This window comes from Bradyrhizobium sp. IAR9, assembly GCF_013408065.1.
Taxonomy (GTDB): Bacteria; Pseudomonadota; Alphaproteobacteria; order Rhizobiales; family Xanthobacteraceae; genus Bradyrhizobium.
In genome coordinates this window covers 275301-290731 of the sequence record NZ_JACBZW010000010.1, presented here as the reverse complement: position 1 = coordinate 290731, position 15431 = coordinate 275301, and the positions used below count along the sequence as shown (strand labels likewise).

At 62.6% G+C, this 15431-nt stretch carries 13 protein-coding genes; 11 read left to right on the top strand and 2 right to left on the bottom strand.

Annotation, left to right across the window (positions count from 1 at the left end; all coding sequences use genetic code 11):
* Nucleotides 1-56 precede the first annotated feature (56 nt).
* Entirely contained in the window at nt 57-854 is a 798-nt protein-coding gene (locus GGD67_RS25855) for a Spy/CpxP family protein refolding chaperone (RefSeq protein ID WP_092258070.1), read from the bottom strand.
* Nucleotides 855-1322: 468 nt separating this feature from the next.
* Here GGD67_RS25855 and GGD67_RS25850 point away from each other — a divergent pair, with 468 nt between their 5' ends.
* The 6 genes from GGD67_RS25850 to GGD67_RS25825 all read left to right on the top strand — a co-directional run bounded on the left by GGD67_RS25850 (nt 1323) and on the right by GGD67_RS25825 (nt 7579).
* Nucleotides 1323-2663 (top strand): ABC transporter substrate-binding protein, encoded by a 1341-nt coding sequence (locus tag GGD67_RS25850; protein WP_018318008.1) that lies wholly within the window; start codon nt 1323-1325, stop codon nt 2661-2663.
* A gap of 147 nt (nt 2664-2810) precedes the next feature.
* Nucleotides 2811-3749, top strand: coding sequence for a carbohydrate ABC transporter permease (locus GGD67_RS25845; RefSeq protein WP_018318007.1), 939 nt, complete (start codon nt 2811-2813; stop codon nt 3747-3749).
* Complete coding sequence (locus tag GGD67_RS25840) at nt 3749-4660, top strand: carbohydrate ABC transporter permease (protein ID WP_018318006.1); 912 nt, start codon at nt 3749-3751, stop codon at nt 4658-4660. The genes GGD67_RS25845 and GGD67_RS25840 overlap by 1 nt, the downstream gene beginning before the upstream one ends.
* 6 nt (nt 4661-4666) lie before the next feature.
* The gene (locus GGD67_RS25835; protein WP_018318005.1) at nt 4667-5767 is read left to right on the top strand and encodes an ABC transporter ATP-binding protein; all 1101 of its coding nucleotides are present in this window, start codon (nt 4667-4669) and stop codon (nt 5765-5767) included.
* 34 nt (nt 5768-5801) lie between these two features.
* Nucleotides 5802-6791: a hydroxyacid dehydrogenase gene (locus GGD67_RS25830; protein WP_179736709.1), complete on the top strand. Its 990-nt coding sequence runs from the start codon at nt 5802-5804 to the stop codon at nt 6789-6791.
* A 260-nt stretch (nt 6792-7051) separates the two neighbouring features.
* Complete coding sequence (locus tag GGD67_RS25825; protein WP_179736706.1) at nt 7052-7579, top strand: hypothetical protein; 528 nt, start codon at nt 7052-7054, stop codon at nt 7577-7579.
* Between the two features lie 66 nt (nt 7580-7645).
* Here the strand turns inward: GGD67_RS25825 and GGD67_RS25820 are convergent, their stop codons facing one another.
* Entirely contained in the window at nt 7646-8143 is a 498-nt protein-coding gene (locus tag GGD67_RS25820) for a DUF1993 family protein (protein ID WP_179736802.1), read from the bottom strand.
* A gap of 125 nt (nt 8144-8268) precedes the next feature.
* Here GGD67_RS25820 and GGD67_RS25815 point away from each other — a divergent pair, with 125 nt between their 5' ends.
* The 5 genes from GGD67_RS25815 (at nt 8269) to GGD67_RS25795 (ending at nt 15431) form a co-directional block, all read left to right on the top strand.
* Nucleotides 8269-9048: a transporter substrate-binding domain-containing protein gene (locus GGD67_RS25815; RefSeq protein ID WP_092258061.1), complete on the top strand. Its 780-nt coding sequence runs from the start codon at nt 8269-8271 to the stop codon at nt 9046-9048.
* A gap of 14 nt (nt 9049-9062) precedes the next feature.
* On the top strand, nt 9063-9557 hold the full coding sequence (locus tag GGD67_RS25810) for a hypothetical protein (protein ID WP_246784351.1): 495 nt from the start codon (nt 9063-9065) through the stop codon (nt 9555-9557).
* A 198-nt stretch (nt 9558-9755) separates the two neighbouring features.
* Nucleotides 9756-10607 carry a DUF2147 domain-containing protein gene (locus tag GGD67_RS25805; RefSeq protein WP_179736704.1) on the top strand — a complete coding sequence of 284 codons (852 nt, stop codon included), beginning with the start codon at nt 9756-9758 and terminating at the stop codon, nt 10605-10607.
* Between the two features lie 457 nt (nt 10608-11064).
* The gene (locus GGD67_RS25800) at nt 11065-13857 is read left to right on the top strand and encodes a PAS domain-containing protein (protein ID WP_179736702.1); all 2793 of its coding nucleotides are present in this window, start codon (nt 11065-11067) and stop codon (nt 13855-13857) included.
* Nucleotides 13854-15431, top strand: a complete 1578-nt coding sequence (locus tag GGD67_RS25795) for a CHAT domain-containing protein (RefSeq protein ID WP_179736700.1) — start codon at nt 13854-13856, stop codon at nt 15429-15431. The genes GGD67_RS25800 and GGD67_RS25795 overlap by 4 nt, the downstream gene beginning before the upstream one ends.

Genomic DNA, 15431 nt, shown 5'->3' with positions numbered 1-15431 from the left:
CACGAATTCGTGGCCGGCTCCGTTAATTCAGACGCGCCCGATCCGATTCAACTTGATCAATCCAATCCGCGCTCGTGGCTCAGCCGCACCATCTCCTGAATGAAGACCTGCTTCTGCTTGTCATCGAGGCTCGAAAAGAGCGGCTCGGCGGCATCGGCGACATTGCGCTGGTCGGCGGCGCGGTCGATCAGGAACTGCGCCTCGTTTCGCATCTGCTCGATAATGTCGTCGGGCGGATCCCGCTTGGCGCGCGCAACCCGCAAGTTGAGCCGCTCTGCACCATTATGCCCAAGGTAGTGCATTGCGCTCGAGAAGCCGTACCAGTGCTTCTCCTGATCAGCCGTAAGATTCAGCTGAGTCTTGATCCGTTCGATATAAGAATCGCTGTTGGCGACGATCTGCTCGGCGGTCTGCTGCGGCGCGCCGGTCTGGGTGAGGACGGTGACATCCTTATTGTCCTTGCCCTGCGGTGCGTTCTTGGCCTCCTTGCTCGCCTTGGCGCCCTTGCCTGCTTTGGCACCCTTCGCATCCTTGTCCTTGGCATCCTTGTCCTTGGCCGCGCCCTGTTGCTTGGCGTCCTTGCCAGCATCCCTGGCGGCCGGGGCCTGATTGCCATTGTTGTTGCCGACGCCGAGCACGCCGGTGAAAACGCCGACCACGCCGCCGATTGCACCGCCGAGCACGCCACCGACCGGACCTGCCGCCTTGTTTCCAGCCGCCGCGCCGTCCTGAACGCCTTTGACCAGGCCTTGAGCATGGGCCACTGCGGCCGCACCGAGCAGCAGCGTAAGCACGGCCCCCAGTGCGAACCATCGCCGCATGTGAAGCCGCGCAGACGGCGCCGGGTTGATCATTCTCGTCTCCATCGTCGATCTGACTGGCGTGTTGGGGCGGAGTCACCCGCCAGCTGCAACTCTATCGTTTCCGCCGCTTCGCGGTCCAGACGCGGCCGAATGCTGTCCACGCCCGAAAAGTCTTTCGCGCGAAGCGGTTATGCAGGCTTATTCGAAACTGCGGCGTAATTGCGCACGGATCGTTCCGGGCCGGCTCTCGCGACGTGTGCGTCGCAAAACAAGCGATCGCAGCTCACCACCGGCACAGCGCTGCCGCGTTCGAGGACGCAACGTTAGTTCTAGGCGCGAGCCGTTCGGCTTTCTCGACAGACGCGGTCAATCATGATCTGATCGCGCTACCAATTTGCTGCGGCCTGCGTGAATTGTTCACCTGGGCCGACGGCATCAATAAGAAAATCCAACAACAAGAACTCGGAAAAGAAGTCTTAGAGGAAACTCCAACAACAAACACCCAGGCGAGGAAACGAGATGTCACGCAAGACACTGACGCGACGTCAATTTGTGGCTGCCACTGCAATGTCCTCCGCGGCGCTGATCACAGCGCCCTATGTCCGGGGCGCTTACGCCGCCGGCAAACTCTCGATCGGTTTCTGGGACCATTGGGTGCCGGGCGCCAACAAGGCCTCGACCGACCTCGTCAACGAATGGGCCGCGAAGGAGAAGGTCGAAGTCTCCATCGACTACATCACCAGCAACAACAAGAAGATCGAGCTGACCGCCGCGGCCGAAGCCCAGGCGAAGTCTGGTCATGACATCCTGCAGATGCCGAGCTGGTGGCCGCAGGCCTATGCCGAGAATCTCGAGCCGCTCAACGACGTCATGGAGCCGCTTCTCAAGCAGAACGGTGAGGTGAACGGCACGGTCAAATATCTCGGGCAGTCGGGCGGCAAATGGCTCGCAGTGCCCGCGACACCCGGCAGCCAGATCAAGGGTCCCTGCTCCCGCATCGACCTGATGAAGAAGCATGCCGGCATCGACGTGCAGGAGATGTACCCGGTCGGCGGCCCGCCCAAGGTCGAGAACTGGACCATGGAGACCTTCCTGAAGGCAGCCGAGGCTTGCCACAAGGCCGGCGTTCCGTTCGGCATCGGTCTCGGCGAGACCACCGACAGCGTGGACACCGCCGGCGCGATCTTCCAGTCGTTCGGCGCCGAGCTCGTCAACGCCAAGGGCGACATCACGGTGAAGACCGATCAGGTTCGCCAGGCCATGGAGTTCTACAAGAAGCTGATCGCCTTCCTGCCGCCGGATGCGCCGTCCTGGGACGACGCCTCCAACAACAAATGGCTGATCTCCGGCCGCGGCGCGATGATCCTCAATCCGCCGAGCGCCTGGGCCGTCGCCAAGCGCGATGCGCCGCAGGTTGCCGAGCAGTGCTGGACGCACGGATTCCCGTCCGGTCCGAAGGGCCGGTTTGCACCGTACCTGCCCTATTTCTGGGGTGTCTGGAGTTTTGGCAAGAACAAGGAGGCGGCCAAGAGCCTGCTCGTTCACATGTCCTCGCCATCGTCGATCGAGAAGTTCGTCGCGGTGAGCGGCGGCTACGACCTGCCGGCCTACGCCAACATGACCAAGCTCAAGACATGGGAAGAGGAAGGGCCGCCGAAGGGAACGCTCTTCCACTATCCCGACCCCTACAAGCATCAGACGCTGTCGATCGCGGCGTCCCCGGCACCGCCCAAGATCGCGCAGCAGATCTATTTCCAGGCGACGCTGACCAAGATGGCGCTGCGTTTTGCACGCGGCGAGACCATGGATCAGGCCCTCGCCTGGGCCGAGGGCGAGTGCGAAGGCTTCATGCGGAGCTAGGTGGGGTGTGCGGGGAGGTTCACGCCATCTGCGTGAGCCGCCTGCATCCCGTCATCGAATTCGCATGGCCGGGAAGCCGACCCCAATGGCCGGCTTCGCGGTTGGACAAAGAAGTAGATCCAATAGAGCTGATTCAAGGAAGCTGAGATGGCCGATGTCGTCGTCGAGCAAGGTCGCGCCGTCCGTGCAAGGGGCGCGCGGAAGGGATCAAGCCTGCGCAACGCGCTCGGACGGAAATCGACGGTGGCGTTCTTCCTGACGCTTCCGCTGATCCTTCTGATCGTCCTGCTCGTGCTCTACCCCGCCTTCTACTCGGTGTACCTCGCGACGCTGAACAAGGCGATGACGAAGTTCGTCGGCCTCAGCAACTTCACCTTCCTGTTCAAGCGCGAGACGTTCTGGATGGTGGTGCGGCAGTCCTGCATCTTCGCCATCACCGCGGTGGTCTTCAAGGCGCTGATCGGTTTCATCGTCGCGCATTTCGTCCACAACATTCCGGGCAAGAAGCAGCGCAAATGGCGCGGCATGCTGCTGGTGCCCTGGGTGATTCCGCCGGCGATGAGCACGCTGGCCTGGCTGTGGCTGTTCGATCCCTCCTACAGCGCCTTCAACTACACGCTGTCCTTCTTCGGCGTCGGTCCGATCCCCTGGCTCGGCGACACTTTCTGGGCGCGCTTCTCCGTCATCCTGGTCAACGTCTGGTATGGCGCGCCGTTCTTCCTGATCATGTACCTCGCCGCGCTGAAATCCGTGCCCGAACAGCTCTATGAGGCCGCGGCGATCGACGGCGCCAATTGGTGGCAGCGGATCTGGTACGTGACGCTGCCGATGATGCGCAACATCATCGCCATCACGACGCTGTTCTCGCTGATCGTGACCTTCGCCAATTTCGACATCGTGCGCATCCTGACGTCAGGGGGCCCGCTAGATACGACGCATCTGTTCGCCACCTGGGCATTCCAGGTCGGCATCCAGAGCAGCGATATTCCGCTCGGCGCCTGCGTCTCCCTGTTCATGGTGCCGATCCTCGCCGTCGCAGCGATCTTCATCCTGCGCGATGTCAACAAACGCGGGAATGAAGCCTGATGAGCACGCTTGCAATCGACAAGGCCGGCCCCTCCCGCAAGATCAAATACGGCAGCATGAGCCGCGACCGCACCTGGGCGCTGCGCTGGTCTTATTTCTTCCTGGTGCTGTTTGCGATCTTCTTCCTGACGCCGCCGATCTACATGCTGATCACCTCGCTCAAGAGCAGCGCGGAAATATCGGCGGCGACCAATCCCTGGTGGGTGTTCCATCCGACGCTGTCGAATTATGTCGAGCTCCTGAGCTCGAACCAGTTCCTGCGCTTTTTCTGGAATTCGTCGATCGTGTCGATCGTGGTCGTCATCATCACGATGCTGATCAGCATCCCTGCCGCCTTTGCGCTGGCCCGGATGAAGTTCTGGGGCTCGGCGACGCTGGCCACCGGCGTCTTCCTCACCTATTTGATCCCGGACAGTCTTCTGTTCATTCCCCTGTTCAAGGTGCTCGGAATGGTCCAGGACATCACCGGCATCACGCTGCTCAACAGATGGTACGTGCTGCTGTTCATCTATCCGACGCTGACGGTGCCGTTCTGCACCTGGATCATGATCGGCTATTTCGCCTCGATCCCGAAGGAGCTGGACGAGGCCGCGCTGATCGACGGCGCCTCCTGGCTGCAGACCCTGACGCGGATCTTCATCCCCGTCGCGCTGCCCGGCCTGATCGCCGCGACCATCTTCGCGTTCACCGTATCCTGGGCGCAGTTCCTCTATCCCCTGGTGTTCACGACCTCGGTGGACCAACTGGTGCTGCCGGTCGGCATCACCACGACGCTGATCAAGGGCGACGTCTTCAACTGGGGACAGATCATGACCGGCGCGCTGCTCGGCGCGGCGCCGCCGCTGATCATCTACGCCTTCCTGATGGACTACTACATTGCCGGCCTGACCGCCGGTGCGACAAAGGGTTGATGTCTCATGGCTGACGTTGCTTTGCGGAAAGTGGTTAAGCGTTACGACGACGTCGAAGCCGTGCGCGGCATCGATCTGGATATCGCCGACCACGAGTTCATCGTGCTGGTCGGCCCCTCCGGTTGCGGCAAGTCGACGACGCTGCGGATGATCGCAGGCCTCGAGGACATCAGCGACGGCGACATCATGATCGGCGGCGACGTCGTCAACGACGTGCCGCCGAAAGACCGCGACATCGCGATGGTGTTCCAGAACTACGCACTCTATCCGCACATGACGGTCGCGGAGAACATGTCGTTCGGGCTGCGCCTGAAGCATTATCCCAAGGCCGAGATCAAGGCGCGGGTCACGGAAGCCGCCCGCCTCCTCGACATCACCGACCTGATCGACCGCAAGCCGAAACAGCTCTCGGGCGGCCAGCGCCAGCGCGTCGCGATGGGCCGGGCCATCGTGCGCAACCCGAAGGTCTTCCTGTTCGACGAGCCGCTGTCCAATCTCGACGCCAAGCTGCGCGTGCAGATGCGGATCGAGATCAAGAAGGTGCACCAGAAGGTCCGCACCACGACCGTGTACGTCACCCACGACCAGGTCGAGGCGATGACCTTGGCCGACCGTGTGGTGGTGATGAACAAGGGCAAGATCGAGCAGATCGGCACCCCGAATGAGCTCTACCACAAGCCGGCCACGCGCTTCGTCGCCGGCTTCATCGGGTCGCCCGCCATGAACTTCATCCCGTGCCGGCTCGAGGACGCCGGCGGCACACTCCAGATCCGGCTCACCGACCGCATCGCGTTCGCGCTGCCGCCGGCCCGCGCGGCGCGCTACAACGCGCTGCCGCGCACCGACAAGCTGCTGCTCGGCCTGCGGCCCGAGCATCTCACCGAGTCGCATGCGCATCTGGGGCCGGGCGTCGAGACCTTCGAGACCGTGCTCGACGTCACCGAGCCGATGGGAATGGAGACCCTGGTCTATTTCGGGCTCGAGGGCACGCCGATCTGCGGCCGCGTCGATCCCAACGCCGGCGCCAAGGACGGGGCACCCATGCGTTTGGCGATGGACCTCAATAACATGCACCTGCTAAACGAGGCGACCGGCGTCGTGTTGTGACGCCGGTCCAAGAAACTCGCGCAGGCAGGGGACGATGGCGACCAACAAGAAGAAGATTTTCGTTACACAAACTTTGTCGCAAGGGGCACGCGCCCTCCTCACCCAGCGGGACGATATCGAGCTCGTCGAGTTTGCGAACCTGATCTCGGCCAGGGATTTCGAGGCCTTGCTGAAGAGCCATGCGCCGGTCCATGGCGTGGCGCTCGGCGCCACCGCCTTCGGCGAGACCGAGCTCGAGGCGTCCAAGGACATGAAGGTCGTGACCCGCATCGGCGTCGGCTACGACGCCGTCGACGTGCCCGCCCTTTCCCGCCGCAAGGTGCCGCTGATGGTCGCGGGCAGCGCCAACTCGCCCTCGGTCGCCGAGCAGGCGCTGTTCATGATGCTGACGCTGGCCAAGCGCGCGAACGAGTTGCACGCCTGCGTCAAGGACGGCAAATGGGCCGACCGGCTCGGCATGCTGCCGTTCGATCTGTACGGCAAGACCGTGCTGATCATCGGCTTCGGCCGCATCGGCAGCCGTACCGCCAAGCGGTGCCTGGCGATGGAAATGACCGTGCAGGTCTACGATCCCTACAAGCCAGCCGCCGAGATCAAGGCTGCCGGCTGCGAGCCCGTCGCCGACCTCGACGCCGCGCTGCCTCACGCCGATTTCGTCACCATCCACTGCCCGAAGACGCCGGAAACCGTCGGTCTGTTCGATGCAGCGCGGATCGGCCGGATGAAGCCGAAATCCTATCTCATCAACACCGCGCGCGGCGGCATCGTGAAGGAAGCCGCGCTGTACGACGCCCTGGTTTCCGGCAAGATCGCCGGCGCCGGCATCGACGTGTTCGAGGTGGAGCCGCCGCCGGTCAGCAACGCGCTGTTCGCGCTGCCCAACGTCATCATCGCCCCGCACGTCGCCGGCGTCACGGTGGAGGCGGTCAGCCGCATGAGCGAGCAGACCGCGCGCAACATCCTGAGTGTGCTGGACGGCGATCCCATCCGGCAGAACATCATCAATCAGGACGTGCTGGGCTGAACAAGCCGAAAGCGGATGGACAAAGCGCGATGAATCGTCATCGCGCTTTAGTTATTGTTTGAGCATGATCTTTTCGGAAAACCGCTGCGCACTTTTCCGGATCATGACTTAGTCCACCCGCCTTCGGAAGGCCAGAATGCGTCCCATTTTGGTGCAGATCGAGCCCCAACTCAGCCTTAATCAAGCGCGCGTAATGGTGACGGAAGCGCGGCGGCAGCGGGACAGGACTAGCCGGCCGCGTCGAGCTGGAGGATGCACCCTTGTCAGAGATCGACCCGACCGACCACGCGCTGGCGACCATCGCCAGCATCCTGGAGCACCCCGAGCCCGTCCTCGTCATTCGCAAGACCGAGACGGAGATCGTGGTTGCCGGAGAGCGCGAGCACGTGGACCCCGACGAGCATCAGGTCGTCGATGAGTATTCGGCTGTCGACGAGCATCCGTCGGTCGACGAGCATCAGTCAGTCGACGAGCATCCAATGGTCGAAGAGCAGCCGCTGGTGCCGGAGCACACCGACGCCGACGGCTATAGCAAGGTCGGCCCCGGCCCGATGGTCGCGATCCGCCTGAAATGGACGGTGCATCGCGGCGATGACGGTGAGTATTACGTCCACGAGACCATCGGCGAACAGTCCACGCCCGTGGTCAGCGGCCCCATGACGAGTGAGGCCGCGGTGCATTTCGTCGACGTCCAGCAGGACGAGGCGAACAGGCGCTTCGAGCAGCTGCGCAGCGAGATCGCCGGCCGCAGCTCGCTCGCCGACTACGAGCGCAAGGGCGAAGCCTAGCGCTCCGGCCTCAGGTCTCGGTGTACACCCCTCCCGAAAGGAGAGGTGTACACCGAGCACCGCCAACTACTTCCTTCCCAGATAATCCTTCTTCACCAGCTCGACGCCTGCATGCCGCAGCAGGTCGTAGGCGGTGGTGACGTGAAAGAAGAACTGCGGGACACTGAACGTCAGCAGCAGCGCTCGCCCGGTGAAGGGCAGCTCGGTCCCGTTCTTCAGCCTGAAGAAGACATTCCGTTCCGCCGCCGCATCGATCTCCGCACGCGGCAGGCCTTCGATGAACTCGATCGAGGTTGCGATCCGCGCCTGAAGCCCGGCCATGTCGTGCTCCAGCGCCGGCAGCGCCACCGGCTCGAGCTCCGCCAGCAAGGCCGGGGCGACCACGGCATGTCGGCAGGCCTCGCCGACCTGCTGCGCCAGATCGTACATGTTCGGGGCCAGCCGCATACCGAGCAGAACGGCCGGATTGAACTTGCGGGCCTCCGCATACGCCACGCCCTTGTCGAGCAGTCCCGACAGGTTGCGCAAATGGGGGACGAAGAGGCCGACAGAGGCCTCGTACATCGAGATCGTCACGTCCAGATTCCCTCAATTCCATCTCGCCAGCGACTGGCATCTGGTCTAAATCCACCCCTCAAGAGCTGCACAATGACAGCTCGCGCAGGGGTGGAAAAGACATGATCGTTCGGATGGCTGTTCGAATCTTGGCGGCTGCGGCCGTGGCGTTGCTGGCAAACCTTTCGGCCCACGCGCAGCAGGCGCCCTCACGCCTCGACGAGATCGTCAAGCGCGGCACCTTGCGCGTCGGCATGACCGGCGACTACAAGCCCTTCACCTATCTGGACAAGGCGACGCAAAAATTCAGCGGCTTCGATGTCGACATGGCAGAGGCGCTCGGCAAGGCGCTCGGGGTCAAGGTCGAGTTCGTGCCGACCGCCTGGCCGAAGCTGATGAAGGATTTCGAGGCCGACCAGTTCGACATCGCCATGGGCGGCGTATCGGTCACGTTCGACCGGCAGAAGAAGGGCTTCTTCTCGACGCCGATCATGCGCGAAGGCAAGACGCCGATCGCACGCTGCGCCGACGTCGGCAAGTACCAGACGCTTCCCGATATCGACAAGAAGGGCACCCGCGTGATCGTCAATCCCGGCGGCACCAACGAGCGCTTTGCGCGTGCCAACATCAAGGACGCCGAGATCACCGTCTTCTCCGACAATACCGTGATCTTCGACGAGATCGCCAAGGGCAACGCCGATCTGATGATGACGGACGCCTCCGAGACGCGCTACCAGCAGAAGCAGCACGCCGGCGTGCTCTGCGCGGTGCATCCCGAAAAACCGTTCGACTTCTCCGAGAAGGCCTATTGGCTCCAGCGCGACATGGCGCTGAAGGCCTTCGTCGACCAATGGCTGCATATCTCGATGGAAGACGGCAGCTACAAGAAGATCTATGCAGCGTGGTTCGACTAGCAATGCGGCGGGAATTGGCAATCGCAATCGCGCTCGGGATCGGGATCGGCGGGGTCCACGGTGCGGTCGCGAAGACGAAGTTCACGCCCGCGACAGGGCCGGCCTGCAAGGACGAGTCGACAAATGAACTCGGCCTGTGGACCTGCCCGGGTCCGGCCGGTTACGTGGTGAGCTTTGCCGACGAAGGCAATATCGTATCGGTCACGATTGCGCCTCGGAGCGCAATCGAGAAGGTGTCCGGGCCGACCGCGCAATGGCGCGGCGCCGGCAAGTCGTTCGGCGAAAAGGTGCAATGGATCATGCGAGCCGGCGTGCCAAGGGCCGCGGTGATCCGCACCTGGCGACGGGTCGGCGAGGATGAGAAGGAGCTCCAGGAGCTCTCCGTGTTCGCGATCGATGGCACGAAGGCCTGCCTCGTTGGTTCGGTCGATGTTCATGCCGATAAGGCGAACGACGCAGCGCTTGCCCGCGCCCATCAGGTCGCCAATGCCGGTTGTCCGCGGAGGTAGACGCGGCGCGCTGAATTCGCCGCTCAGGCGCGCCAAATTGGAGCGGGGCCGCCCTGCCCAACTCCGGGCAGAGTTCGGCGTTATTGAACCAAGGTCGGCACGCGCACGACTTATACCGAGGACAGTGATCTAGATCACTTTTGAAGAACGAACCGAGGCGTAAGCGTCGGTCCGGGACTATCTGCTCAGGAGATGGAAATGAGGAAGCTGTTGGCCGCGGCCGCATTCCTGTTGGCGAGTACAGCTGCTCAAGCACAGTACACTTTCGAATATGGCGGACGCACCATCCGGATCGATCCGGACCGCGGCACGGTGCAGATTCCCGGCGTGTACGACAACACCGGCCAGGCCAAGGCCAAGAAGGCCAAGAAGAACGAGCAGGCGCCGCAGCAGGCCACGGTCGATCCGCAGGCACCAGCCGCTCCAGCTCCCGCTCCCGCCGCCCCGCCCGCGGCGCCCGCGGCTGCTGCAGCCGTGGCGCCGCCTCCTGCGCCACCGCCGGCGCCTCCGCCGACCACGACCGCCACCAATGCGCCGGCTGACACGGCCGTGCTGCCGCCACCTGCGCCGCCCCCGGCCCCTGCGCCCGCTGAGCAGCAGGCAGCGCCCACCGTGGCACCACCGCCCGCTCCGACCGTCGCTACTGCGCCATCGGCGCCGCCTCCGCCGCCCGCTCCGGCGCCTGCCGCCGCTCCCGTCCAGGCGGCCGCAGCCACGCCGGCTCCGGCAGCCGCGGCCACACGCGATCTCAGCTCGCCGCTCGGCGTCTGGCTCACCGAGGAAAAGGAAGGCAAGGTCCGCATCGAGCAATGCGGCAGCAATCTCTGCGGCTACTCGGTTGATTCCAAATCGAACCAGAATGGCGAGCAGGTTCTGATCAACATGAAGCCCAGCAAGGACCAGAAATGGTCCGGCCGCATCCTCGATCCGAACTCCGGCTCGACCTACGATTCGACGATCGCGATGAAGGGCACCGACCGCCTGCGCGTGCAGGGCTGCGCCTTCGGCGGCATGTTCTGCGGCGGCCAGACCTGGACGCGGGTGAATTGAGCGGCGCTGATTGCACGTGAGCCAACCTGGCGCAGGTAGGCTGACGTTTTCGTCACACAACCTGCAATCTATGATCCGACTGGCCGGGATAGTCGTCGCTATCCCCGCCCATGCGAGCCGGGGCCTCGTGTCGTAGGACCGCTCGATTCAAATGCCCCCATTGTGAACCATTTCATACTCTGCCCGCCGAAGTTGCTTCTAGTCTGGATTGATCGTCAGACCCTTTGCGACCTGTTTACCGCACAGTCGGCACCGTTTCGCCGAGATTGAGTAAACCGAAAAGTCATTTGCCGATCTTCTTTCGGCGCCGATAGTTGCGTAAGCGAGCGAGGTTGTTATGGAGGAACTCCGTGCGACGCCATCGCTAGTCTCAGGCGACTGGAGCCCCGGCTTGTTGATGTCGGAGGAAAGCATACGACGCCATGTGATCGGCGCGCTCCGAAGTCGGCAGACAAGCTTGACGACCGCGCTGCAGCCACTGGTCAACGAGCAAGCGCGGATGCTCGTTTCGGAGTTCGGTTTCGACGCTCAGACCGTCGGCAAGATCCTGCAATCGCAAAATACCATGCTGAGCGTATTGTCGGATCGGTATGACGCGCTCGATGAAGCCGCACATTACAGCGAGATTCCCTTCGTCGAACTGGCGAACGACGGCCGCATCGTCTATTCGAATGCGGCATTCGACAAGCTCATTCCCGGCAGGCGCGGCGCTGCTTTCCCCGGGTTGTTTGGGTCCCGTGCAGCCGACGTGTGCATGGCCCTCCGGGCAAATCACAACACGAGTTTGCGCGCAGACATCCAGACCGACGAAGCGGTTCGTCAGGTCAGAGTCGAGATCGGCCCGCTGCGCGACGAGGATGGAAAGCCGGGCAATTACGCACTCCTGCTCGACCAGAGCGCTGAACAGAGCCGCCTCGATGCCTTGCAGGATGGCGTGCTCCGCACCGACTTGACAGGCAAGATCCGGTTCGCAAACGAGCGCGCGGTGCAGGTTCTGGGCTTCTCGGAACCGGAACTCAAGGAGATGTCCCTCTCCCTCGTATTCGGACCCGAGGACGAGGGAACGACGAACCTGTTCGCCGAATGGATCACCAAACAAACGGGCTTCTCGAGCTTCGTCAGGCTCCGCCCGAAAGACGGTCGTTCCGTTCTGGCAAGGGTGAGCGGAACACCTTACATGGAAGCACCGAACAGCTCGGCAGGGCTGTTGGTGCTGTTCGCTCCTCTTGCCGAAGATCGCGCCCGTCGTGAGCTCAAGACGATTCTAGCCGAGCACGATGATCCGCAAGCGATCATCGAGGCAACGCTCCAGGTCATCGGCAAGGTCATCCCGTTCGAAATGAGCACGTTCGGGGTCTACAACGATCTCAGCGATTATTGGCGAGCGGTCACTGTCTTTCCCAGACCCAGCTGGGAGTGGAGCACGCGTTGGTTCAAGGTGCCGCCCGGCGTGATCGATTGGCTCGAGCAGGGCAAGACGTGGGACAACAATTTGGCCGCGTTCGTCGAGCGCCTCAATCCGGAGGAAATGGACAACCCGGTGAGCAAGGCCATCATCGCCGACGAATTCGAGTCGATGATCGTATTGCCGATCCGCAAAGCCGGAGGCCGGTTTGGAAGTTCGCTTGCTCTGCTGTCCCGCAAGCACCAATACACCGCCTCGGATCTGCGCACGCTGCAAAATCTCGGCGTCGAGGAGATATTGCAGGCCGCAGACGCCGCCATGGAACACGCCCAGGCACGCGCCTTGCGCAAACTCAAGGACGATTTGAACAAGGCAGCGAGCGCACGCGCCATCGCTGAGCTGCTGGCCACAGGCACCACGAAATGTCTGGGCTGGGAGTATGTCGGCGTGTTCCGGGTCGATCGCCGCCGCAGCAAGTTCGTGCTGGTCGCCGAGCACGTCAAGAATGACCGAAACCTGCTCGTGAAAGCTCCTGACCGCAGGGCCGAGTACACCCAGGAGCTGTCCAGCGGCATGCTCGGCAGCTGCCTGGCCGCGCGGAGCATTCTGGTTGTTCCAGACATCGGCGATACCGAGCGGAACTACGGCTTCATCAAAACCGCACCCGATCAGCGATCCGCCATGACCGTCCCCCTGTTCGTGAATGGCAAGATCGAACTGATCCTGGACATGGAATCATCGGAGTTCAACGCGTTCCGTGGGCCTGATCAGGACGCGGCAAGTGGCCTCGCCGCCGACTGCGAACAGATCTTTGCGGCTCGCTGGCATGAAGCGATCGAGCACGCGCTCATGGATAGAATCGAGCAGGCGGCCGTCATCGTGGATGCCGTTGGGACGATCTGCCACATGAATGGAGCAGCCGAGAACATCTTCGGCCAGGCGCGTGACAAGAAGCTCTCGTCATTTGGCGCCCGGAGCGAAGATTCTGTGCAACTGGCGGAATGCGGGATCCAGCACCGTCTTCACATCCACCTGACGATCGGCGACGCACCGCGCACCGAGCTGACGACTCTCGCAAATCGCGAGCCGTTGAATGACGATTATGGTCATCAACTCTGGCTGTTTACCAGCCTTGCGGACCAAAGCCGGGAGAGCGACTGGGGATATCTGGAAGAGACCGTCACGGCCGTTGCACGCGAGACCCGCGCCCCACTGTTGATGGCCGACGGCCTGCTGCGCGGCGCCGCATCGCTCCTGAGCAAACCAGAGCTCATGAGGAATTGCGCCGAGCTGCTCGAGCAGGCCGCCAACCACCTGCTGAGGGCCGACCTGACTTTCGAACGTCTGTCCGATCGTCTGACCGTTCAGCAGACGCCGCAGGAGGCCCCCGAGCAATTCGACGTATTGGAAGTGCTTTATCACGAGGTCGAAGGCCTTCCCGTCGAGGATCGTGCCGCGATCGACCTCGTCGACCAGATTGCGATGCGTCATCCGGTGTTGGTCAAGGGATGGACGAAGAGGTTGAGCTTTGCATTTCGCTCCGCCCTCAGCTCTCTGCTGTTGTTGCGCATCACGCCGAACGACAGGTTGACCGTGACGATCGCGGAACGGCCGCCGCATCGCCTCTCGGTGTCCATGCGCCTGCCCGCGACGATTACCGACGCTCTGGCACCGTCGGCGGCGGATCCGATCGAGCAGAGCCAGCACCGGGCACGGCAGATGGCCAGCGTCGCGGTCGAGGCTATTCGCAAGGCTGCCGAACAGCACGACGGCGATCTGATCGAGCTGGACGGCGCGGGATTCGAGTTCAACCTGCCATTGTGCGCGCAGGAGGCACCGGTATGACAGCAAAGATTGCCATAGCCACCGCCGAACCAAGCATGTTCGAAACCCTGCGGGGACATCTGCTCGCGGCCGGAGTGGCCCTGGAGGACTTGTACGACAAGCCTCTGATGACCCCGGACCAGACCAGCGAGTGGCTCATCGCGAATGAGACTGAATTGCTCGTGCTCGACGCCCGGTTGCCGACTGACCCCAGCGCCGTATTCGACACACGCACGACCCTTGGCGCGAAGCACGTGCTCAACACCGTCGTCCTGGCCCAGGACCCCCACACCTCCGTGCTGGTCATCGCACCTTCGTTCGGAACCTGCGCGGACCTGGAGGAAGAGTGCAGAACAGCAGGCAATGCGTTGATCCTGCCGATGGACGCGCTGCAGCTGCACCGGCATCGGATCTTGCGCCCGTTCATTGCGATGCTCACCGGGCATCCCGACGAGACGGATGCGATTCCGGGCGCGTTCCGCGTGATCGAGATCGAAATCCATAGCGCCAAGGTGGAATGCCGGCTCGGAACGGGTGAAGACGGCTCTCCTATGCTTCGCTGGAACACCATCAGCGATCTCGATGACCTCAAATCTGCCGCTCAGACTTATGCGCGCGATGAGATGCCGCTGAACAACTGGCTCGGCCAAACGCGGGACATCGGAACACGCCTGTTCAAAAGCTTCGTTGTCAAAGCGATCGGCGAACATCTGTTCTCGCAGATCGAGAAGTCCGCGGGCGGGCTGGTGGGACTGTCGTTCCGGTTCGTCATCAGCGACGCCGGCTTTTATCCGGTGCCCTTCGAGGCGAGTGTACGTTATCTCTCGGAGGAAAATGGGCCATTCGTGCTGCTCTATGCGCCGATCGTCCGGCGCATTCCATCCTTTGTCCGCGGAAGGGCCAGTGAGCGGGCGCGGATCAAACCGGGTGCAAAACTGATGTTCGTTCGTTCTCAGATCGGCGAACATCCCGATCTGAAGCTCGACAGCGCGATCTGCGATGGCAAGAAGTTCGACAAGCTTGGCAATATCGATACCGAACTGAAGCACGTGACAGAGCTGGGTGCCGCGGGCTGTTTCGATTTGAAGGTCGTCAACTTGTCGGACGCCCCTCCGGGCGAGGCCGCCCCCTATCTGCTGAAGCAGCTCGACGCATTCCGGCCGACCATTCTCCACTACGCCGGTCACGCCTGGAGCGATGGCCAGAAAACCGCAACCCTCGTCCTTCCCGGACTGCAACCGCAGCAAGCGGTCGGCCTGAAGCTCGACAGGGTGGCGGCATCCGACGGGCTTTCAACGACGACACTGGTCTACCTCTCGGCCTGCCGTGGCATCTCGAAGGGCTGCGTTCAGCAACTGGTGATGAACGGAATCCCCTACGCCTTGGGCTTCCGATGGAATGTCGAGGACGAACGCGCGCCGCAGTTCGCCAGGGAGTTCTATGACGAGCTCCACAAGACGCGGTCCGTTTGCGTCGCGTTCCGCAAAGCCTGTCGCGCATCGTGGGAAAGCCTGAACTACGACGAAGAAAGTCCGATCTGGCTCTCACCGATCTTGCTGGCGCAGTCGACCGATTGGGCAGCTCGCTGCCAGTGA